General features: G+C 41.4%; 23 protein-coding genes. 10 read left to right on the top strand and 13 right to left on the bottom strand.

From position 1 onward, the window contains the following. Positions 1-39: 39 nt before the first annotated feature. The 4 genes from ACXAFK_RS13900 to ACXAFK_RS13885 form a co-directional block, all read right to left on the bottom strand. The gene (locus ACXAFK_RS13900; RefSeq protein ID WP_293296576.1) at positions 40-384 is read right to left on the bottom strand and encodes a phage holin family protein; all 345 of its coding nucleotides are present in this window, start codon (positions 382-384) and stop codon (positions 40-42) included. Between the two features lie 73 nt (positions 385-457). After that, positions 458-1,957 carry a G-D-S-L family lipolytic protein gene (locus tag ACXAFK_RS13895; protein WP_474958129.1) on the bottom strand — a complete coding sequence of 500 codons (1,500 nt, stop codon included), beginning with the start codon at positions 1,955-1,957 and terminating at the stop codon, positions 458-460. A gap of 137 nt (positions 1,958-2,094) precedes the next feature. Then, a complete protein-coding gene (locus ACXAFK_RS13890) occupies positions 2,095-2,865 on the bottom strand; it encodes an alpha/beta fold hydrolase (RefSeq protein ID WP_474958128.1) in 771 nt (256 codons plus the stop codon). After that, positions 2,865-3,581 (bottom strand): pyridoxine 5'-phosphate synthase, encoded by a 717-nt coding sequence (locus ACXAFK_RS13885; protein ID WP_252079032.1) that lies wholly within the window; start codon positions 3,579-3,581, stop codon positions 2,865-2,867. The genes ACXAFK_RS13890 and ACXAFK_RS13885 overlap by 1 nt, the downstream gene beginning before the upstream one ends. Before the next feature lie 86 nt (positions 3,582-3,667). Between ACXAFK_RS13885 and ACXAFK_RS13880 the strand changes: the two genes are divergently transcribed. From ACXAFK_RS13880 to murI, 8 genes are all read left to right on the top strand, one after another. Next, the gene (locus tag ACXAFK_RS13880; RefSeq protein ID WP_474958127.1) at positions 3,668-4,324 is read left to right on the top strand and encodes a CBS domain-containing protein; all 657 of its coding nucleotides are present in this window, start codon (positions 3,668-3,670) and stop codon (positions 4,322-4,324) included. Between the two features lies 1 nt (position 4,325). Beyond that, positions 4,326-5,207, top strand: a complete 882-nt coding sequence (locus tag ACXAFK_RS13875) for an NAD kinase (protein WP_293296570.1) — start codon at positions 4,326-4,328, stop codon at positions 5,205-5,207. A 112-nt stretch (positions 5,208-5,319) separates the two neighbouring features. After that, positions 5,320-6,003, top strand: coding sequence for a type IX secretion system protein PorG (gene porG, locus ACXAFK_RS13870; RefSeq protein WP_224835390.1), 684 nt, complete (start codon positions 5,320-5,322; stop codon positions 6,001-6,003). A 1-nt stretch (position 6,004) separates the two neighbouring features. Next, positions 6,005-6,745 (top strand): isoprenyl transferase, encoded by a 741-nt coding sequence (locus ACXAFK_RS13865; protein ID WP_224835389.1) that lies wholly within the window; start codon positions 6,005-6,007, stop codon positions 6,743-6,745. After that, positions 6,717-9,380, top strand: a complete 2,664-nt coding sequence (locus tag ACXAFK_RS13860; protein ID WP_474958126.1) for a BamA/OMP85 family outer membrane protein — start codon at positions 6,717-6,719, stop codon at positions 9,378-9,380. Before ACXAFK_RS13865 ends, ACXAFK_RS13860 begins: the two co-directional genes overlap by 29 nt. A gap of 98 nt (positions 9,381-9,478) precedes the next feature. Next, positions 9,479-10,300, top strand: coding sequence for an OmpH/Skp family outer membrane protein (locus ACXAFK_RS13855; RefSeq protein ID WP_474958125.1), 822 nt, complete (start codon positions 9,479-9,481; stop codon positions 10,298-10,300). 50 nt (positions 10,301-10,350) lie between these two features. After that, entirely contained in the window at positions 10,351-10,860 is a 510-nt protein-coding gene (locus ACXAFK_RS13850; RefSeq protein ID WP_224835386.1) for an OmpH/Skp family outer membrane protein, read from the top strand. A gap of 84 nt (positions 10,861-10,944) precedes the next feature. Further along, entirely contained in the window at positions 10,945-11,724 is a 780-nt protein-coding gene (gene murI, locus ACXAFK_RS13845; protein ID WP_474958124.1) for a glutamate racemase, read from the top strand. 3 nt (positions 11,725-11,727) lie between these two features. On the opposite strand, the gene ACXAFK_RS13840 is transcribed toward murI, so the two are convergent. Both ACXAFK_RS13840 and ACXAFK_RS13835 read right to left on the bottom strand, forming a co-directional pair. Continuing rightward, on the bottom strand, positions 11,728-12,219 hold the full coding sequence (locus tag ACXAFK_RS13840) for a dihydrofolate reductase (protein ID WP_474958123.1): 492 nt from the start codon (positions 12,217-12,219) through the stop codon (positions 11,728-11,730). Next, positions 12,216-12,608 carry a 2TM domain-containing protein gene (locus tag ACXAFK_RS13835; protein ID WP_224835383.1) on the bottom strand — a complete coding sequence of 131 codons (393 nt, stop codon included), beginning with the start codon at positions 12,606-12,608 and terminating at the stop codon, positions 12,216-12,218. The genes ACXAFK_RS13840 and ACXAFK_RS13835 overlap by 4 nt, the downstream gene beginning before the upstream one ends. 54 nt (positions 12,609-12,662) lie before the next feature. Between ACXAFK_RS13835 and ACXAFK_RS13830 the strand changes: the two genes are divergently transcribed. Then, on the top strand, positions 12,663-13,748 hold the full coding sequence (locus ACXAFK_RS13830) for an aminotransferase class V-fold PLP-dependent enzyme (RefSeq protein WP_474958122.1): 1,086 nt from the start codon (positions 12,663-12,665) through the stop codon (positions 13,746-13,748). A gap of 149 nt (positions 13,749-13,897) precedes the next feature. Next, positions 13,898-14,194, top strand: coding sequence for an isoamylase early set domain-containing protein (locus tag ACXAFK_RS13825; protein WP_224835381.1), 297 nt, complete (start codon positions 13,898-13,900; stop codon positions 14,192-14,194). 155 nt (positions 14,195-14,349) lie between these two features. Here the strand turns inward: ACXAFK_RS13825 and ACXAFK_RS13820 are convergent, their stop codons facing one another. The 7 genes from ACXAFK_RS13820 to ACXAFK_RS13790 all read right to left on the bottom strand — a co-directional run bounded on the left by ACXAFK_RS13820 (position 14,350) and on the right by ACXAFK_RS13790 (position 20,350). Continuing rightward, on the bottom strand, positions 14,350-14,772 hold the full coding sequence (locus ACXAFK_RS13820) for a Dabb family protein (protein WP_474958121.1): 423 nt from the start codon (positions 14,770-14,772) through the stop codon (positions 14,350-14,352). A 265-nt stretch (positions 14,773-15,037) separates the two neighbouring features. Further along, a complete protein-coding gene (locus ACXAFK_RS13815) occupies positions 15,038-15,673 on the bottom strand; it encodes a CatA-like O-acetyltransferase (protein WP_474958120.1) in 636 nt (211 codons plus the stop codon). An 11-nt stretch (positions 15,674-15,684) separates the two neighbouring features. Next, positions 15,685-16,509 (bottom strand): thymidylate synthase, encoded by an 825-nt coding sequence (locus tag ACXAFK_RS13810; RefSeq protein WP_474958119.1) that lies wholly within the window; start codon positions 16,507-16,509, stop codon positions 15,685-15,687. 201 nt (positions 16,510-16,710) lie between these two features. After that, positions 16,711-17,070, bottom strand: a complete 360-nt coding sequence (locus ACXAFK_RS13805; protein ID WP_474958118.1) for a four helix bundle protein — start codon at positions 17,068-17,070, stop codon at positions 16,711-16,713. 124 nt (positions 17,071-17,194) lie between these two features. After that, positions 17,195-18,655, bottom strand: coding sequence for a NupC/NupG family nucleoside CNT transporter (locus ACXAFK_RS13800; RefSeq protein WP_474958117.1), 1,461 nt, complete (start codon positions 18,653-18,655; stop codon positions 17,195-17,197). A gap of 7 nt (positions 18,656-18,662) precedes the next feature. After that, positions 18,663-19,292: a bifunctional nuclease family protein gene (locus ACXAFK_RS13795; RefSeq protein WP_224835376.1), complete on the bottom strand. Its 630-nt coding sequence runs from the start codon at positions 19,290-19,292 to the stop codon at positions 18,663-18,665. Positions 19,293-19,381: 89 nt separating this feature from the next. Next, positions 19,382-20,350, bottom strand: a complete 969-nt coding sequence (locus ACXAFK_RS13790) for an electron transfer flavoprotein subunit alpha/FixB family protein (RefSeq protein ID WP_474958116.1) — start codon at positions 20,348-20,350, stop codon at positions 19,382-19,384. Positions 20,351-20,358: the final 8 nt, after the last annotated feature.

Genomic DNA, 20,358 nt, shown 5'->3' with positions numbered 1-20,358 from the left:
GCAAGTTTTTAAACCGTTGGTTTTCAAACAAAATGAATTCTATTGATCTTCTTTTAAAATGGAGTGTAAAATGGCCTGTAAAATTGCTAGCAACAAACTGAAGATTACCGCCCACCAAAAGCCACTTACATAAAATCCATCGATGAGTTTTGCGGCCAATAGAATAATTATGGCATTGATGACCAATAGAAAAAGCCCTAGAGTAAGAATGGTAATGGGCAAGGTGAAAATTACCAATATGGGTTTTACCAAGAAGTTGAGGATGCTCAGTACAACAGCCACCAGAATGGCGGTCATCATGGAGTCGACCCCGACCCCGGGGAGTACATAGCTCAGAATTACTACGGCTATTGCATTTAAAAGAAGTCTCAGTATAAGTTTCATAGTATTTAGTTTTGTCAGTAATAAAAAAAGGCACCGAAATTCGGTGCCCTTAAGATAAGAAAATAATGTTTGTTTAGTCAATATATAACCCGGTGTAATCCAATGGGTTTACGTTGGGTAAATTTGATCCGTATTTTGAATTTATTGCCGCTATAAAAGCGTTGGCAACAATGGCGTAGCCTCTTGGCGACGGGTGAACCCCATCTAAAGAGAATCCTCCGCCTGTGGCGAAAGTTGCGTCAACATTGCTACCATCTGCTTGCTGAAAACCATTGGTGTTCAGTTCGTTCAGCAAGGCGTTGGCATCTACAAAAGCTAGGTCGTAGGCTGTGGCCAAACCTGAAATGGTCTGGTTGTATGCTGTTAATGCGGTTTCCACGGTGGCCTGTTCTTCTGGAGTCAAAACCCATTCGTCTCCAAGGGGAACGGCAACTCCATTAATGGATGTTGGGTTGTTCGGGTCGGCAAGAGTGCCGATGAATGTTCTGGAGGTAAGCACCATTAAATCGTCTTCGGTGGCTTGCCTCATATTGATCAAAGCTGGGTTGTAGCCTGTTAAATCGGTCAAATCTTCATCGATAATTACAACAGCGTTACCTTCACCTGCCGAGAAAGATATGGTTCGCTTTGCCAGTTCGTCCTCTGTGATTATACCCAATCCTTGTAATTGTGCAAGTCCTGCATTATAGGCTCCGTAGCCTTCGGCGCTGTTCAAAAAAGCAGCAGTCGAAGCATCCAAAGGCACTGGATTGTGCGGCACGGTGGTAAAATAAGGAATATCTGTAACGTTGGGTAGGTTGGCAATAACGCCACCTGCACCGTTGGCTGTCATGGTTTGAATAATACCATCCAAGGTGGCTGCGAAAACGTTGGGGTCGGTGATGTCGCTTCTGGAATAGGTACTAGGGTCCAAGTTGCCTGTTTGGTCAACTCCTGTTCCACCGCCCGTTGCGTAAATTAAAATATCGTTCGCTCCGGCCCATAAGGTGAAAAATGTAGCGCCTTGTGCTGCTGCATCACCTAATACGGTGGCGGTATCGGACGATGAAAATCGTGCGAAGTAAGGATTGGCTGTGCCCATGGCAACCCCTGCGACGCTTCCGTAACCCGGTGCCAATAATTCGTAGCTCTTTGCGCCAGGAACTCCCATATTATTGAAAGGTCCTGATAGTTTTTGTGAAATTTCGGTGGAACCAATCCCTTCTTTTTCAACTGGACTTGGGCTTTCCCCTAAAAAAGACAATATCAGTCGATTTCCAGAAATTTCGTTTCCGCCCAGTGTCATGCCGCCTAAATTATCGGCCATAAACGGTATCTCAAAACTTCCGCCTCCTGCAAGGGCGAAATTAGTGGCGAGCATATTGGGGAAAGATGCTGTTTGTCCATCAATAAATAGGGCATTGTCGGAGAAACCGGCAGTTAAAGAGTTTCCTATGGCAACATAATTGGAGAAATCTGCTGTTCCTGAAGTATATTCTACTGGAGTCGGGTCTGGTGTGTCGATCGGGGTGTCATCTTCACATGCAATCAAGAATAAGCCTAAGAATGGGAGTAAGGCATACAACTTTTTCATATCAAAAAATCTGTTTCAGTTAGTTTATGTTAATTGTTATGGTAACAACCAGAACTAACCAAATCTATATCAAATTTGTCATACAGACAATAAATTGAGCAAAAAAATTATGCATGCATAATAAATATAGGTCAATTTTATGAATTTAAAAACGTATCGCTTTTTTCGAAAAACTGTTTGGGGTTTTCTGCATGGAGCCAGTGTCCAGCTTTATCTATAGTTTCGATTTTGGCCATGGGGAAGTGCCTTTTAATCTCGTCGTAGTCGTTAGGTTGGATGTATTCTGAGCGGTCGCCTCTTAAAAATAACGTTGGGCCATTATAAATTGCGGAAGGAAATATATTTTCCCCAATTTCTTCCATGCGGTTTTTGAGCACATCAAAGTTAAAACGGAACCCTAGCCTTTCTTTTTCCACCCAATAGAGGTTTTTGAGCAGAAACTGTCTAATTCCCCTATCTTTTATGTGTTTGGCCAGTTCGTCATCGGCTTCGCGTCGATCTGAAATGGTGTTGAAGTCCAAATGTGAAAGCCCGTTAAAAATAAAGTCGTGATGCGGGGGGTAGTATTTTGGGGCAATGTCGGCCACTATTAATTTGGTCACTTTTTTGGGGTGGGATGTTGCCATTTGCATGGCTGTTTTGCCGCCCATGGAGTGTCCCATAACCAAGGCCGATTCCACATTGTGGTGCTCCATGTATGTAATCACATCATTGCTCAATACATCATAATTGAACTCTTCGGAGTGGAAACTTTTGCCGTGGTTCCGTTGATCTATCAAATGTACTTCGAATCCATTTTCGGCATATTTGGAGCCCAGGGTTTTCCAGTTGTCGGACATTCCCAGAAATCCATGAAGAATAACAAGTGGCTGGCCTTTGCCCAATATTTTTGAATGTAATATTTGCATTATTTCAATCTATCTAAATACATGTTCACAACATTTTCGAGGCCTAAATAAATGGACTCACATATTAATGCGTGACCGATGGATACCTCTAAAAGGTTAGGAATATGTTCCTTAAAAAACTTGATGTTGTCCAAGCTAAGGTCGTGACCTGCATTTAGGCCAAGGCCAACTTCCTGTGCCATTTTGGCCGCTGCAACAAATGGAGCAATGCTACCTTTCTTGTTGCCTTTGGCAAAAGTTTCGGCAAAGCTTTCCGTATAGAGTTCAATGCGGTCGGTGCCGGTTTCTGCCGCTGCTTTTACCATTTCTACGTCGGGATCCACAAAAATAGAAGTGCGGATACCACTTTCTTTAAAGGTTTTGATTACATCCACTAAAAAATCTTTGTGTTTTATAGTATCCCAACCGGCATTGGAGGTTATGGCATCCTCAGCATCGGGCACCAAGGTGACCTGCGTGGGTTTTGTTTCAAGTACCAAATCAATGAATTTTGGAATGGGGTTGCCCTCAATGTTGTATTCCGTGGAGACCACTTTTTTTAGGTCCCTGGCATCTTGGTAACGGATGTGGCGTTCGTCCGGACGCGGATGTATGGTGATGCCCTGTGCGCCAAAAGATTCGATATCCTTGGTGGAAGTTATCAAGTTGGGTACGTTGCCGCCTCTCGAATTTCTTAAAGTTGCCAGTTTATTTATGTTGACACTTAACTTTGTCATGGAGTTCATTTTTAGAATGTCAAAAATAAGAATTCGGCATGCCTTTTGCCATTTTAAATTAGTATTTTGCACTTAATAGTAGAGATATGCAGATTCAAGATAAAATAATCAATACGGTTCCTGTTTTCAATGTGTCGGAAACTTTAAAAGATGTTATTGCGTTTTTTGAAGAAACCACATTTTCCCATGTTGGAATTACCGAGAACGGAACGTATTTGGGGCTACTGTCAGAAAACGATCTGCCCTGTTTTGAAGCGGAACGGAAAATAGAGGATTTTAGGTTTGAAATGGAGGATTTCTTTGTGACAAAGGAAACTGCTTGGCTGGATGTTTTGGAAATGTTCTCCCGTAACGAGGCCAATGTGCTGCCTGTATTGGACGCAGACCGTTTGATTATCGGGTATTACGACCTGGAGGATATAGTGGATGTATTTATCGATACGCCTTTTTTTAAGGAGCCTGGAGCTATATTGGTGGTTTCCATCGGGATAAAAGATTATTCTTTTAGTGAGATAGCCCAAATCGTAGAAGGCAATAATGCCCGTTTGTTGGGAGCCTTTATTACCGATTCGCACAATGATATTGTGGAAATAACCCTTAAGGTAGGTACGCAAAGCCTAAACGAGGTCGCCCAGACCTTTAGGCGGTACAACTATACTATTGTGTTCGGAAACAGCGATGATCAGTTCTTGGAAGATTTGAAGCAGCGTTCCGACTATCTGGAAAAATATCTTAACGTTTAGTATGAAGGTAGCCATATACGGTCAATCTTTTCAAAAGGAAGATCAACTTTGTGTAGAGGAGCTAATGGACGAGTTGAAAAAACTGAATGCTTCCATATATGTAGAGGAATCTTTTTATGCGCTTGTAGCAACGATCACCAAGGAACAAATAAAAGGTACGTTTACCCAATCCAAAGGATTAGATCCATCTTTTGATATGTTCGTGAGTTTTGGTGGTGATGGAACAATGTTGCGGGCCGTTACCTATATTAAGGACTATGGGATTCCTATTGTAGGTGTAAATACCGGGAGACTGGGATTTTTGTCCACGTTTAAAAAAGAAAATGTCCGAAAACTTGTAACCGAGTTTCAAGCGGGGCATTTTACTATAGAGGAGCGTTCTTTGGTGGAACTGGAACTCGATTCGGAGCTGGACGAATTCAACGGACTCAATTTTGCCTTGAACGAGATTACGGTGAGCAGAAAAGATACCACTTCTATGATCACTGTGGAAACATGGTTGGACGATGAATATTTGACCTCGTATTGGTCCGATGGCCTGATTGTTTCCACACCAACAGGATCAACAGGTTACTCTTTGAGTTGTGGCGGACCGGTAATGGTGCCCTCTGCAAAATCGTTGGTGCTAACACCGATTGCGCCGCACAACCTCAATGCGAGGCCATTGGTAATTTCGGACAATACACAAATCAGGTTAAAAGTTTCCGGTAGGGAGCACACGCACTTGGTATCGTTGGATTCGCGAATTGCAGATATTCCGAACGGAAAGGAAATTCGAATCAAAAAAGCGGATTTTACCATTAAAATGATCGAGTACAAATCGGAGAGTTTCCTAAAAACTTTGAGGAATAAATTACTTTGGGGGGAAGATAAACGCAATTGATACGGATAAAAACAATAAATAGAACGAAAAACTGTTTAACAAGGGAGAACAATTTTAAACGTACAACTATAGACCTTCCTTTACTCTTAATACTTGAAACTTTTTGGATCGTATGCGAATAGTTTTGGCAGTTTTTCTGTGCTGTGTGATCAAAGTGAGCGCGCAAACCTACGAGATAGGGGTGTTTGCCGGCGGGGCCAATATGATAGGGGATGTGGGAAGGACCAATTATATCTTACCATCGGGACCTGCATTTGGCGGAATATTTAAATGGAACAAGGGCAAGCGCTATGCATGGCGTGGCAGTATACTTTATGGTAGTGTTACGGCTGATGACACTAAATCCAGTATGGAATCCAGACAACAAAGAGGGTATAAAGTGGATAATTCCATTTTGGAGTTCTCTGCCGGACTGGAAATAAACTTTGTGGAATACAACCTGCACAAGCTCGGACCGGCCTTTACACCATACCTTTACACAGGTTTTACTTACTTCAGATACGATTTTAATTATATTGATGCCCTTCAAATGCAGGATATTAACCAAAAAGACGGTAGTTTTGCAATTCCAATGACGGTTGGGGCCAAGTATCGTTTAAATCAGTTTTTGATTCTTGGAGCCGAAATCGGGGCCAGATACACCTTTACGGATAATTTGGACGCAAGTAACCCGGAGGGCTCCAATTTTGAACAGTTCCGTTTTGGGAATATATTGAGCGATGACTGGTACGTTTTTACAGGTATAACCTTAACGTATACCTTTGGGCGTAAACCTTGCCAGGATTGTTTTCAATAAAATGTACACATTAGAAGAAGTAGACAAAGATAAACTGCCGCAACATGTTGCCATTATAATGGATGGTAACGGCAGATGGGCAAAACAACGGGGAAAGCTCCGTATGTTCGGGCACGAGAATGGTGTTGACGCTGTAAACCAAGCCGTTGAGAATTGTGCCAAACTCAAGATACCTTACCTTACCCTATATGCTTTTTCCACCGAAAATTGGAACCGCCCTAAAACAGAGGTCGATACCTTAATGCGACTTTTGGTCAATGCCCTTAAAAAAGAACTAAAGACCTTGACCAAGCACAATATAAGGTTAAAGGCCATAGGTAAGATCGACACACTGCCCAAAAAAGTCTATAAAGAACTTACGGAGGTAATGTCCAAAACTGAAAACAATACGGGGATGACCCTTACGTTGGCATTGAGCTATGGCTCTAGGGAAGAGATAAAAACAGCTGTGCAAGAAATAGCGGTCAAAGTTAAAAATAACATAATTTCCCCCGAAAATATTGATGAAACAGTTATAAATACACATCTTTACACGCACTTTTTGCCTGATGTAGACCTACTTATACGCACAAGCGGCGAATGTAGGATAAGTAATTTTTTACTTTGGCAAATAGCATACGCCGAATTATATTTTATTGATGTATTTTGGCCCGACTTTAGAGAAAGTCATTTGGTAGAGGCCATAATAAGTTATCAAAATAGAGAACGACGATTTGGAAAAACGAGCGAACAACTTAACTAAGGGTATCACAAACGCTATACTTTCTACCCTTTTTATCCCCTTATTACTACTATCCACCCAGGCATTTGCCCAAGAAACCACTTTCGAGGAAGGCAAGCAATATATTTTGGGCGGACTATCTGTAACTGGATTGCAGAGTTACAACGAGCAAACCGTTAAAAGTTACACAGGGTTACGGGTAGGTCAACCCATCAAAGTTCCTGGTGACGAAATCAGTGCAGTGATCAAAAAGTTGTGGAACTTGGATTTGTTCAGCAATGTGGAAATGTTCTACACCAAAGTAGAGGACGACAAAATATTTCTGGAACTCAATATTATGGAGCGTCCAACATTGAACAATGTCACCGTATATGGTGTCAAAAAAAGGAAGGTGGACGATATCATTGACGACACCGACCTTAAAAAAGGTAAAAAAATTACCGAGAGCTTGATCGCAAACACAAAGAACTACCTTCAGAACAAGTACAAAAAACAAGGTTTCCTCAATGCAAAGGTAAGTATTGCCACCGCTACGGATACTACCGGGGCCAATACGCAGAACATGGTCATCAATGTAAACAAAGGCGATAAGGTTAAAATTCGCAAGATCACTTTCGATGGCAATGAGAAACTTTCCAACAAGCGACTCAAAAAATCTTTAAAAAACACTAAAAAGAAAAAGTTTTACCGTTTCTGGAAAAAGTCCAAATATATCGAAGCCGACTTTGAAGAAGACCTGTCCAATTTGGTCGACACCTATGCGGAAAGAGGGTATAGGGATGCCAGGGTGCTGTCCGACAGCTTTGTAAAGGTCGACGAAAAGAATATAGACCTTGTGATTTCTGTCGAAGAAGGGGACAAGTATTATTTTGGGGATATCAACTTTGTGGGCAACACAGTTTATACCGATAGAATGCTGACCCAATATTTAGGTATCAAAAAAGGTGATACATACAATGGGGTTCTGTTAAAGGAACGTATCGCAGACGATACAAAGCCAGATGCAGAGGACTTGACCAATCTGTACCAGAACAACGGTTACCTGTTTTCGAGTATTAACCCTGTTGAAGTTTCTGCAGTAAACGATACCATCGATTTTGAGATTCGAATAATAGAAGGAAAGGAAACATTTTTGGACCACGTTACGGTTTCTGGAAACGACAAGACCAATGACCACGTTATTTTTAGGGAAATCCGAACCAGGCCTGGTCAAAAATACAGCAAGGCCAATATTGTTAGAACCATTCGCGAATTGGGCCAACTCGGATTTTTCGATGCAGAGCAGATCGTGCCGGACATTATCAATCCCAACCCTAACGAAGGAACTGTGGATGTAAACTATAGCTTGGTAGAATCCGGATCCAGCCAAATTGAACTCCAAGGTGGTTTTGGGGGTGGAGGTTTTATAGGAACCCTTGGGCTTTCCTTCAGTAATTTTTCCTTAAAGAATATTTTTAACAAAGAGGCCTATCAGCCAGTTCCCATGGGAGATGGTCAAACATTTGCTCTGCGTTTACAGGCGAGTAGAACTTTCCGTGTATATAGTTTAAACTTCTCGGAGCCATGGTTGGGGGGCAAAAAACCGGTCCGATTTAATTTATCGCTATCCAGGACCCAACAATTTGCGACCGGGTTCGATCAAAATGGAAGATTGGATGTGGATAAATCCCGTGGATTTGCCATTACAGGGGTATCTGCTGGTTTGGCAAAAAGAGTGCAATGGCCAGATGACTTTTTTACTATTTCACATTCCTTGAGTTATCAGTTGTACGACTTTAACGATTATAATAGTGGACTGTTCAATTTTGGTAATGGTAACTCCAATTCGCTGAGTTATACCTTTGGTATTTCAAGAAGTTCCCAGGGGCCAAGTAGAATTTTCCCGATGACAGGTTCAAACTTCGAACTAACGGCCAAGTTTACTCCGCCATACTCTTTGTTCAGTAATAAGGACTACGGTCAATTAAAAAATGATATCGACAATACCCTTGAGCGGTTGGATGAATTACAAAATTCCACAGATGCGGAAGAAATATTGGAGCGTGAGCAATTGGCAGAGGATTTGGAACGATTTGAAGAAGAGCGCTTTAAATTGTTGGAGTATTACAAAATCAAGTTCAAAGGCGATTGGTACACCACCCTTGTAGATAAATTGGTGCTGCGCACAAACGCCGAGTTTGGCTTTTTGGGAGCATACAACCACGATATAGGAGATGTGCCGTTCGAGCGTTTCTATGTCGGTGGGGACGGACTAGGGAACTTTACTTTGGACGGTAGGGATGTAGTTCAATTGCGAGGGTATGAAAACCAGTCGCTTACACCATATATTCCAAATGCCATAACCGGAAATCTTGAGCAGGACGGGGGTACCATTTATAATAAATTCTCCCTGGAGATGAGATATCCGCTAACTTTAAAGCCTTCTGCATCCATTTATGCACTATCATTTTTAGAAGCTGGTAACGCTTTCAACAATTTTAATGACTATAATCCGTTTGAGTTAAAAAGATCTGCCGGAGTGGGGCTACGTATTTTTATGCCGGCATTCGGTCTCTTGGGAATAGATTTTGGTTACGGTTTCGATAGCGATGCTCGTCCAGGATCTGTAGGGCCAAGTGGCTGGCAAACGCACTTCATCATCGGGCAGCAGTTTTAATCAGTGGAAAATTGTGTGTTACTAATTTGTAAATAACTCATATTTAATTAATTAGTAATTTTGGCACGATATTTTCTATGTAAAATGCGGAATCAAAGATGAATATCAAAGTTCTTTTATCACTAGTTGTTTTAATGTCCTCCTTGTATGGATTTTCCCAAAGGGGTGTTCGCATTGGGTATGTGGATATGGAGTATATCCTAGAAAATGTGGAAGAGTATAGGGACGCAACACAACAATTAAATGCCAAAGCTCAAAAGTGGAAGCAAGAAATTGAACTGAAGCAAAGTGTTGTCGACCAAATGAAGAAAGATCTGATGGCGGAAAAAGTGCTTCTTACCGATGAATTGGTCCTTGAGCGTGAAGAAGAAATCCAAATTTTGGAAAAAGAAATGTTGGATTACCAACAAGACCGATTTGGGCCACAAGGAGATTTGGTGTTGCAAAAACAATTGCTGATCCAACCTATACAAGACCAAGTTTTTAATGAAGTACAAAAAATAGGTGCTAATAAAAGATACGATTTTATTTTTGATAAATCAGCAGATGTTGTAATGTTGTATTCCGAAAAACGGCACGATATCAGTGATTTGGTTTTAAGGGAAATAGGGCGCACAAGAAAAATAAGCGCTTCCAATAAAAAACAACAAGAACAAAGCCGTTTGGAGCAGTTCAAGGAAGAAGAGGACAAGATCAGCGATGCCCTAAAAGAAAGACAGGAAAATGCTGCGCAAGCTTTGGAAGAAAAAGAAAAGGCAGCGGAAGAACGAAGAGAGGAAAAGCTAAAGGAACGCGAAGAGCGCAAAAAGGCATACGAAGAACGAAGAAAAAAATTATTGGAAGAGCGCGAGGCCAAACGCAAAGCTAAATTGGAAGAGCGAAAAAAAGCGCAAGAACAACAAAAGGATTCAATAGGATAGTTTTATATTGAAACACTAAATTTTAAGTCAAAATAGTAACGTAGAGAATCATGAAAAATGTAAAAAGAATCGCTGTGGCCCTAGTATTGTTTGTTGCGGCTACGGGTTTTGTAAACGCACAGAGCAAAGTTGCACATATCAATGTTCAGCAACTATTGTCTGACATGCCAGAGATGAAAGCTGCACAAGCTGAGTTGAAGAAATTACAGGAAACCTATAGAGCGGATATCCAAAGCTCAATGACCGAGCTTCAAAACAAGTATACCCAGTACCAAAACGAAGCAACGTCCAAAACAAGAGAAGAAAACGAGCAAAGAGCAGTAGAGCTTCAAGGTTTTGAAAAAAATATCCAGGAAGCGGAACAAGCAGCTATGCAAGAAATGCAAAAAAAGCAACAAGAGTTGTTCTCACCAATCTCCGAAAAGGCAAAAGCAGCTATCGAAAAAGTGGCAGCAGCACAAGGTTACGACTATGTAATCGATGCAAGCCCAGGATTGAGCCTTATCGTGGCCAAAGGAAAAGACCTGTTGCCAGAAGTTAAGAAAGAACTTGGTTTCTAAACCATATCTAAGATTACGTAAAAAAACCGCTTTTATAAAAGCGGTTTTTTTATGCCATAAAATTTTTAGATACTATTTTTAATCATGCCAAAACCAATAGGAATATTCGATTCGGGAGTAGGGGGCACCTCCATTTGGAAGGAAGTTGCAAAAATGTTGCCGCACGAGCATACCATCTATCTGGCCGACAGCGCCAATGCCCCGTATGGAGAAAAGTCAAAAGAAGAGATTTTACGGCTCAGTATTAAAAATACCGAATATTTGGTCCAGCGTGGTTGTAAAATCATCATAGTAGCCTGTAATACTGCTACAACGAACGCAATTGATCATCTACGTTCCCATTACTCAGTACCTTTTATAGGCATAGAACCGGCAATCAAACCTGCGGCACTACAGACGAAAACAAAAAAAGTGGGTGTATTGGCCACTAAAGGAACGCTCTCCAGTAGCTTGTTCCACAATACTTCCAAACTTTTCGCCGAGGGCATAACCGTTTTCGAGCAAGAGGGAAAAGGATTGGTAGAGCTAATAGAGGCCGGTAAAATTGATACAGAAGAGATGAGGAACCTCTTGTCAATGCTTCTTGAACCTATGCTAGAGGAGAATATGGATTGTTTGGTGCTAGGGTGTACACACTATCCTTATCTTGTTCCTGTTTTAAAGGAAATATTGCCAAACAATGTAAATATCATAGATTCAGGCGAAGCCGTGGCTCGTCAAACCAAAACAATCTTGGAGCAGAAAAACTTGCAGACCAAGGTAAATGGTAATCCTGAACATATTTTTTATACCAATGGCGATGTAACGGTTTTAAAAGAGCTAATAGATAGCCCCAACGCTAAAGTCTCCTATCTTGATTTTTAATCCCTATTTTCTACGGTAGGTCAAATAAGTGAAATCATATTTGTGCCTGTCGTCCTTTGGGTGGTATTCTTCCTTTACGAGCTCCCATTGGTCCTCATTTATTTCAGGAAAAAAAGCATCCGCTTCAAACTTGCCGTGCACCCGTGTCAATTCAATATCCGTGGCAATGGTCATGCACTGCTTGTAAATTTTTCCACCACCAATTATAAAAGCGGTCTCGTTATCCTCTACTAAATCGATCGCATCGCTAATGGAATGTACCACGGTACATGGGAATTTTGGCACGTAGTCCTCGTCCCGGGTAATGGCAATGTGCGTTCGGTTGGGCAAAGGCTTGGGGAAGCTCTCCAAGGTTTTTCGCCCCATAATGATCTTGTGTCCGGAAGTCAAGGCTTTAAATCGCTTAAAATCATCGGGCAAATGCCAAACTAGATCTTTGTCCTTGCCCAAAGCATTGTTTTCTGCGGCCGCAGCAATGATGATCAATTTTTTCACTGATCTTTTTTTTTATTGATTTTGGAAAGGGGAAAATCGGTTTCTATTTCCTTTTGAAGTTCGCTTATTCGTTTTTTCTGAAGCTCCACCAGCCGTTCACGTTGGGATCGCTCCCAATCCTGCCCCATAAATTTATGTGTTACAAACACCTTAAAAGTGTGCATGGCGACCAAAAAGGTCCATATACAAATCAGCCAAATGGACCAATCGTAGGCAACACCATATTTTAAAACTTTGTTGGCAATGATCAAGAAAATACTGCCGATCAGAAATATGACCACATGGGAGTACAACCTCTTCTTCTGTTTTATACGTTTTTGGGCATTTTCCAGAAGTTGGTGCTGTTCCAAATCTATTTCAGGCTTTTTCTTTTTACCAAATGACAACATGGAATGGCTATCTTTATGGACAAAGATAATTGAATTGTTTCCAAAAATCCCGACATGCAAAAGCTAAGAAAAAAATTTCCAGTACTCAACCAGTGCATATATGCAAATACCGCAGCGACCGGTTTATTGAATGAGGATTTAATGGAGTGGCGACAAGGGCACGACCTTGATTACTTGATCGGGGGCAGTGAGATGAAAATGAACGGGTTTCTGCATATGCCGGAAATAAAGAGAACTGTGGGCAAATTTTTTAGTTGCCGGCCAGAAAACGTGGCCTTGGTACCCAATTTTAGTTTAGGGATCAATCTTTTGTTGGAAGGGCTTCCCAAGAACAAAAACATATTGCTTGTTAACAATGATTACCCTAGTCTTAATTGGCCTTTCGAGACACGAAATTTTAAGAGAACGTATGTGGATGCCGATGAAAATTTGGAAGAAAATATCCGTGGGCAGCTTAGAAAAGGGGGATTTGATGTATTGGCATTGAGTTTGGTGCAATGGCTCAATGGACTCCAAATAAATATGGAATTTTTAAAAGACCTAAAAAAAGAGTTCCCCGACCTTGTTATTATTGCAGATGGTACGCAGTACTGTGGAACACAATCCTTCGATTTTGAAGCTTCGGGTATCGATATTTTGGGGGCAAGCGCTTACAAATGGCTTTTGGCCGGGTATGGCAATGGCTTCTTTTTGGTCAAGGATGCGGTAAAAGATCATTTCGAACTAAACGGTATCGGAAACGGGTCGGTGGATAACGATGCATCCAAACGAAATAATATCGGGTTTTGTAAGCATTTGGAACCGGGTCATCTGGATTCCCTCAACTTTGGAAGCTTGGAATTTGCGATCAAGTTTCTGGATGAAATAGGTCTGGACAATATTCAATCTCAGGTAAAAAAGTTGTCCCACCGGGCCCTTACAGTTTTTAACGAATTGAATTTGTTGGAAGATAAGATTGTAAATCGGGAGCAACACAGTGCCATTTTCAATATTAGGGGTGGAGACGAACTTTTCAATATGCTTACCAAGGAAAATATTGTGGCATCGCCCAGGGGAGGTGGTATTCGACTGAGCTTCCATTTTTACAATACCGTGGAAGAGGTGGATAAGATTGCCGCACTATTAAAACAATGGACGTAAAAATGTTTAATGATAAAAATCTACAGACATATTTATCAAAAGTAATCCTATTGTTAGGTAGATTTTATCAATTTGATAAATCGGTTCTAACTTATTGTAAATAAGCAGTTTTATGTATTGTTTTGTGCTTTAAATTAAACAACATTACCATGGCAATTAAAAAACAATACCTTAAGAGCAAGCCAGTTTGCAAAGTTACTTTTACAGTTCCTGCGGACGAGGCAAAAACAGTTGCTGTAGTTGGGGACTTTAACAAATGGAACCCTAAAAAAAGTACTTTAAAAAAATTGAAGAACGGCACTTTTAAAGGAACGTTCGATCTACCTGTCGAAAACAGCTACGAGTTTAGATATTTAATAGACGGAAATTACACCAACGATGCCGAAGCTGATCGTTTTCAATGGAACGATTATGCAGGTGCCGAGAATGCGGTATTGGAGATTTAATCAAAAAACTGTTTGCCATCAGTAGTGTTGAAATTACTGATGGCGATTTTCTAAATTGCTACCTATCTTTTCCATAAACCTGCAATAAGGCTCCGTAAACTTTTGGTATAATTTGATGGGGTGCGGAAACGGGTTCAGCCGAACGAGCCCAAAAATTACTTGGCCCAATAGTCCACTACCAAAACATCTGCAATATGCGGGCCGGCAATGTCTCCAAACGCCACGTGGTCGGGGTGGGTAAGGTAAGTGTCACGATCGTCTTCGTTGTCAAATGTCAGTAAAAAACAGTGGGTTAGGTCTTTGTTCAAGCTCTCCGGGCTGTTGTTCATTCCCCATTCATAACCTTTTATTACATCTATTTTGGATGGCAGGGCATTAAAGGCCTCCTCCACTAGGTTGATGTCCTCTGCGCTCGAAGACTCCTTAAATTTGAACAAAACTACATGGCGTAACTTAGGAGCTTCGGTCTCGGTATTTTCTTCCACGGTCTTGTTCTGCATTTCCGTTTCTTCCTTTCTAGGTTCTTCACCGCAGCTGGCAAATAGCAGTGCGGTAAAAAGAGTGATGATGGGTTTCATGAAATATCGTTTTTTTGATGAATTGACTCAAATGTACGATTTTACAAAGATTAATATTGTTTCTGCTTCCACTACATTTTTTTGTCATCCCTAAACTCGATACATGTACTCATGAGTTCAATTGCCCATTTTGATGGGAGTGGGGCAGGTTAGCAAAAACCTGGATGGATTTAAGTCTTGGGAATACTTTGTGGATTAACCGAACCATATTTTGGCATTGGCCATTGTGTTGTGATACAGAAATATTTGGAAAAACAGATCTTGATTACTCGTTCAAAAGCTCTTGGAATTTTTCTAGGAATTGGCCAATATGGTAGCCGTCCACCAAAGCATGGTGCACATGAATGGAAACAGGCATAGTTTTAACGTCATTTACCTCTGTTACCTTTCCAAATGATATTTTGGGGCAACTATCCGGGTGGGAATAACTCCGAGCGTGGGATAGGCTGGTAAAATCTACCCATGGAATAGCTGAAAAGTGGATAACGTTCTCATGTAGGGCGGGTATTAGAGTGGTGGAATTCTTTACTTTTTCTATTACCGCCAAAGCCTCTTTTTGGAACATATGTTCATCTTCAAAATACTCCATATAGGAGAATCCAAAAGTGCCATTGGGGCGGTTAATGGTGGGGGAGGCAAATATCTTTTCGTACAAATAGACATTATGGTCTATGATCCTGTACCGCAAGTTTTCTATCTGGTTTGCTGCTTTTAGCGCACGATACAGATAGTAAAGAAAAAAAGAGGAATTTTTTGATTTGGCAGTTTTGTACGCATGGGTGCAATCTACTTTGGCCGTTATACCGTAAAAGGGCTCCTCAAATTTTGAAAAAAACCGAAAATGTTCCCTTCTGTCCCAATTTTCAATATCAACCTGTATTTTGTCCTCATTTTGCCGCATTGCAACCTATTTTATACCGCGACCACTCCCTTAATATGTGGGTGTGGATCGTAATTGGATAACTCAAAATCCTCGAAACTAAAAGAGAAAATATCTTTTACTTCAGGGTTTAGCTTCATGGTCGGCAAGGGGCGTGGATCTCGTGTCAATTGCAATTCCACTTGCTCCAAGTGGTTGTTATAAATATGGGCATCGCCAAAAGTGTGGATAAATTCACCCGGTTGGTAGCCACAAACTTGTGCCATCATTAAAGTGAAAAGGGCATAGGAAGCGATATTGAACGGTACTCCCAAAAATATATCCGCGCTTCTTTGGTACAATTGGCAAGATAGTTTGCCATCTGCCACATAAAATTGGAAGAAGGCATGGCAGGGTGGAAGAGCTGCCTTTCCGTTGGCTACATTTTCCGAAAAAGAGACCGATGTGTCTGGTAAAACGCTGGGATTCCATGCGGAAACCAACATTCTACGGCTGTTGGGGTTATTTTTTAAGGATTCCACTACTTCTTTGATCTGATCGATTTCCTCGTTGTTCCAATTGCGCCATTGGTGTCCATAAACAGGGCCCAGATCTCCATTTTCGTCAGCCCACTCGTTCCATATACGCACACCGTTGTCTTGCAGATATTGGATATTGGTGTCGCCGTTTAAAAACCACAGTAATTCGTGGATTATGGATTTTAAGTGTAACTTTTTGGTCGTTACCATAGGGAATCCTTCAGCGAGGTCAAATCGCATTTGATATCCAAAAACGCTCAAGGTACCTGTTCCTGTCCGGTCGCCTTTTTGGTTTCCGTTTTCCAATACATGTTTAAGAAGGTCGTGGTATTGTTTCATGCTGTTGTTTCGTTAACAAATATCGCTTCGAGCAGGGGGAATGAGGGTAAATCCAAAACATTTCGACTACGCTCGATACGACAAAAAATCAGTCTATCGAAATTAATTCAATAAGTGTGTTTTGGGAACTAAAATTAGCAAGACTTATGAAAACTTTATTAACTATAAGGGGTGTAAGATAAAGGATGTTTGGTTGAAGGGTTAATGGTTTGCCCGGTTGTATTTTATCAAGGATGCAATTCCCTGTTGTAGTTTTTGAATGTTTTTAATGATGAGCTTTACTGAATTTGAAGAAATAAAATTTAAATCTTCGCATAGAATAATATGTGATTCCAGTTCGTATACAGAGCCTAAACTGAATTGTAGAAAGCGAACAAAATCTTTCTGTGAATATTTTGCACATCCTTCAGCGATATTGGCGGGTATGGAAATAGCACTTCTTTGAATTTGGGGAATAAGGCCAAATTTTTCCGAATCTGGTAAAAGTTTTGTTAGTGTGTAAGTGTCTTTTACCAAGACTCGTCCATCTTTCCAAACGTTCAACTCTCGAAAATTTCTCATAACAATGTATATTTATAAACTTTGAGATTGAATTCTATATTATATTCTTCAGACTGCTAAAAAAACCTTTCACCCTTTACCCAAAACCTTTTACTTTTTTACCATTAGCCTTTCACCTGCCTGACTATCCTAAAATCATCCCAGCAATGGTGGCAGATAACAAGGAAGCTAGTGAACCTCCCAGAACAGCCTTCATGCCAAATGAGGAGAGTACCTTGCGTTGGCCCGGTGCCAAAGACCCGATACCTCCAATTTGAATACCGATGGAGGCAAAATTGGCGAAACCACAGAGCATGTAGGTAGCCATGATCACCGATTTATTATAGGTAAAATGAACCCCGCTGGCTACATTTTTAAGGTCTGCCAATTGAATATAGCCGACAAACTCGCTTGCGGCCAATTTTATCCCTAGCAATTGTCCCATGAGCATTATGTCCTCATTGGCGACACCAATTAACCACATGAGCGGGGCAAAAATGGTTCCGAGGATAGCTTCGAGGGAGAAATTTTCGTAGGGAGAGTTCGTAGATATCCAATGGTTCAGGGTGGTCAAGTCACCGATCCATCCCAAAATACCATTGATCATGGCAATAAAGGCAACAAAAACCAATAACATGGCACCAACGTTCAAGGCCAATTTTAATCCTTCTGTGGTTCCGTTGGCAATGGCATCCAAAAAATTGGCCCCTATTTTTTTTGCCGATACCTTAACATCGGTGTTGACTTCCTCTGTTTGTGGGTACAATATTTTTGAAATAACAATTGCTCCCGGGGCGGCCATTACCGATGCCGCCAATAGGTGTTTTGCAAAAACCAAACGGAGTTCGGGATCATCGCCTCCCAAAAAGCCGATGTATGCTGCCAATACAGCACCAGCTACCGTCGCCATACCACCGATCATAACCAACAGGATTTCGGACTTGTTCATTTTTTCCAAATAGGCCTTGATCAACAAAGGAGCTTCTGTTTGGCCCAAAAAAATGTTGCCGGCCACAGAAAGGCTCTCCGCTCCTGAGATGCCAAGAGATTTGGAAAGCAACCATGCCATCCACTTAACAACAACCTGGATAACCCCTAAATAGTATAGCACCGAGGTGAGTGCCGAAAAGAAAATAATGGTCGGCAATACTTGGAATGCAAAGATGTACCCGAAAGTATCCATATCCACAACAAGACCTTCAAATAAAAATTGGCTACCTGCCCTTGTAAAATCTAAAATGCTCACAAAAACACCGCCCACTTTTTCAAAAATATATTGTACAAATGGTACTTTAAGCACACCGATGGCGATCAGTACTTGTAGTGAAAGTCCAATGCCCACGGTTTTCCAATTGATAGCTTTTCTGTTCGAACTGAACAAAAAAGATATTAAGATCAGTACTGCCATGCCCAAGGCTCCACGCAGTAGGGTGGAAATTGAAAAACCCTGATTAGGGATTATATCAGAAGCTTGTTCTTGAGCGATATTTTCCGTAATGGTTGATCCAATCGCAATATTTAGTGAATCTGCGGGGATGGAACTTTGGCCGAAAGCGACCGAACAAACGAGTAAAAGTATGAGTAAACTTTGGGTCCTTTTCGCCATGTAAGTTTTATTTGCGCTTGGAAATTTCATCCCTTAATTTGGCCGCTTTCTCGTAGTCTTCACTGGCCACTGCTTTTTCCAATTCTTGATGAAGTTCCTGGAGGGACATCTCCCGGTATCCGTGGGTGTCGGAGCCCGATTCTATTTCGACAGCTTCACCTTCTTGGAGTATTTCATCTACCATAATACTGTCATTCTCATCTTCGTCCTTTTCCTTGGATGAAAATTTTAGGAAAATGCCTGCCTTGTCCAATATGGTTTTGTAGGTAAATATCGGAGCATTGAACCTAAGTGCCAATGCAATGGCATCACTGGTTCGAGCATCTATAATTTCCTCTTCTTCATCCCTTTCGCAAATTAGGCTGGAATAAAAAACACCATCTACCAATTTATGTATGATCACTTGTTTTACCACGATCTTAAATCTGTCGGCAAAATTCTTGAACAGATCGTGTGTCAAGGGGCGCGGCGGTTTTATTTCTTTTTCCAATGCAATGGCAATGGACTGCGCTTCAAAAGCACCTATAACGATGGGAAGTTTTCTGTCTCCATCCTCTTCATTCAAAATAAGGGCGTATGCGCCATTTTGTGTTTGGCTATAGGAAATCCCCTTTATTTTTAATCGTACTAAACTCATATATCTCCTCCTAAAGCAAAAGGGCCGTTCAAATAAGTGGCAATGCCAGTTATCTGAACAGCCCCTTGCAATGGGCAAATTAACAAAATTTAAGCGTTTTGGGCTTTAAATTCTTTTAATTTTTCTATCAGCTGGGGCACTACCTCGAAGGCATCGCCCACGACTCCGTAATCCGCAGCCTTAAAGAATGGTGCTTCAGGGTCGTTATTGATTACCACTTTTACTTTGGAAGCGTTGATTCCTGCCAAATGTTGTATGGCCCCGGAAATACCGATCGCGATGTAGAGATTGCTTGCAACTGGCTTTCCTGTTTGGCCTACGTGCTCGCTGTGCGGGCGCCATCCCATATCCGAAACCGGCTTGGAGCATGCTGTTGCCGCGCCCAAAACATCCGCTAGTTCTTCTACCATGCCCCAGTTTTCTGGTCCTTTTAGGCCACGTCCACCGGAAACTACGATATCGGCATCGGCAATTGTTGCTTTGCCGACCACTCTGTCCACTTCCACAGATTTTACTTTAAAGCTCCCATCTCCCAAATTGGCGGAGAATTCTTCCACCGAGGCCGGAACGTTGTTTTCCACAATTCCGAAGGCATTGCTGGATACGCCAATAATCTTGGTTTCTGCCGAAATCTCGGTCATGGCAAATCCTTTATTACTGAATGCCGTTCGTTTTACTACAAAAGGTGATGTGCTCTCGGGAGCGGCTACGACATTGGGAACGTACCCTGCACTAAGTTTAGCGGTAAGGATCGGTGCTAAAAATTTAGTATCTGCACTGGAGCTCAATATAATTACCTTGGCATCTTCTGCTTTGGCCGCTTGTGCCAAAACTTCTGCGTAGGCCTTGGCATTAAATGTGGACAGGCTTTCATCGGAAATTTTTAAAACTTTGGAAACTCCATAATTGCCCAAAGATGCATCTTCTTCGGCATTAAAGGATACAGCAGTAACTGTTGTGCCTAGATCTTGGGCCACTTTATGTGCGTAAGAGGCCACTTCAAAGGCATTTTTTTTGAATTTTCCCTTTAGGGATTCTGTATATACTAGTACTGACATAATTTTTT

This window comes from Flagellimonas sp. ABD4_174 (genome assembly GCF_056160185.1).
The sequence above is the reverse complement of the archived record's forward strand: the minus strand, read 5'-3'. Positions and strand labels throughout refer to the sequence as shown.

Bases quoted from the DNA above. Each gene is read 5' to 3' on its own strand.
- murI (WP_474958124.1), top strand. From the start codon at position 10,945: ATGCCAAAACCAATAGGAATATTCGATTCGGGAGTAGGGGGCACCTCC.
- ACXAFK_RS13825 (WP_224835381.1), top strand. From the start codon at position 13,898: ATGGCAATTAAAAAACAATACCTTAAGAGCAAGCCAGTTTGCAAAGTT.
- ACXAFK_RS13830 (WP_474958122.1), top strand. From the start codon at position 12,663: ATGCAAAAGCTAAGAAAAAAATTTCCAGTACTCAACCAGTGCATATAT.
- ACXAFK_RS13880 (WP_474958127.1), top strand. From the start codon at position 3,668: ATGCAGATTCAAGATAAAATAATCAATACGGTTCCTGTTTTCAATGTG.
- ACXAFK_RS13855 (WP_474958125.1), top strand. From the start codon at position 9,479: ATGAATATCAAAGTTCTTTTATCACTAGTTGTTTTAATGTCCTCCTTG.
- ACXAFK_RS13810 (WP_474958119.1), bottom strand. From the start codon at position 16,509: ATGAAACAATACCACGACCTTCTTAAACATGTATTGGAAAACGGAAAC.
- ACXAFK_RS13895 (WP_474958129.1), bottom strand. From the start codon at position 1,957: ATGAAAAAGTTGTATGCCTTACTCCCATTCTTAGGCTTATTCTTGATT.
- ACXAFK_RS13805 (WP_474958118.1), bottom strand. From the start codon at position 17,070: ATGAGAAATTTTCGAGAGTTGAACGTTTGGAAAGATGGACGAGTCTTG.
- ACXAFK_RS13850 (WP_224835386.1), top strand. From the start codon at position 10,351: ATGAAAAATGTAAAAAGAATCGCTGTGGCCCTAGTATTGTTTGTTGCG.
- ACXAFK_RS13795 (WP_224835376.1), bottom strand. From the start codon at position 19,292: ATGAGTTTAGTACGATTAAAAATAAAGGGGATTTCCTATAGCCAAACA.
- ACXAFK_RS13815 (WP_474958120.1), bottom strand. From the start codon at position 15,673: ATGCGGCAAAATGAGGACAAAATACAGGTTGATATTGAAAATTGGGAC.
- ACXAFK_RS13890 (WP_474958128.1), bottom strand. From the start codon at position 2,865: ATGCAAATATTACATTCAAAAATATTGGGCAAAGGCCAGCCACTTGTT.
- ACXAFK_RS13790 (WP_474958116.1), bottom strand. From the start codon at position 20,350: ATGTCAGTACTAGTATATACAGAATCCCTAAAGGGAAAATTCAAAAAA.
- ACXAFK_RS13900 (WP_293296576.1), bottom strand. From the start codon at position 384: ATGAAACTTATACTGAGACTTCTTTTAAATGCAATAGCCGTAGTAATT.
- ACXAFK_RS13820 (WP_474958121.1), bottom strand. From the start codon at position 14,772: ATGAAACCCATCATCACTCTTTTTACCGCACTGCTATTTGCCAGCTGC.
- ACXAFK_RS13800 (WP_474958117.1), bottom strand. From the start codon at position 18,655: ATGGCGAAAAGGACCCAAAGTTTACTCATACTTTTACTCGTTTGTTCG.
- ACXAFK_RS13835 (WP_224835383.1), bottom strand. From the start codon at position 12,608: ATGTTGTCATTTGGTAAAAAGAAAAAGCCTGAAATAGATTTGGAACAG.
- ACXAFK_RS13875 (WP_293296570.1), top strand. From the start codon at position 4,326: ATGAAGGTAGCCATATACGGTCAATCTTTTCAAAAGGAAGATCAACTT.
- ACXAFK_RS13885 (WP_252079032.1), bottom strand. From the start codon at position 3,581: ATGACAAAGTTAAGTGTCAACATAAATAAACTGGCAACTTTAAGAAAT.
- porG (WP_224835390.1), top strand. From the start codon at position 5,320: ATGCGAATAGTTTTGGCAGTTTTTCTGTGCTGTGTGATCAAAGTGAGC.
- ACXAFK_RS13865 (WP_224835389.1), top strand. From the start codon at position 6,005: ATGTACACATTAGAAGAAGTAGACAAAGATAAACTGCCGCAACATGTT.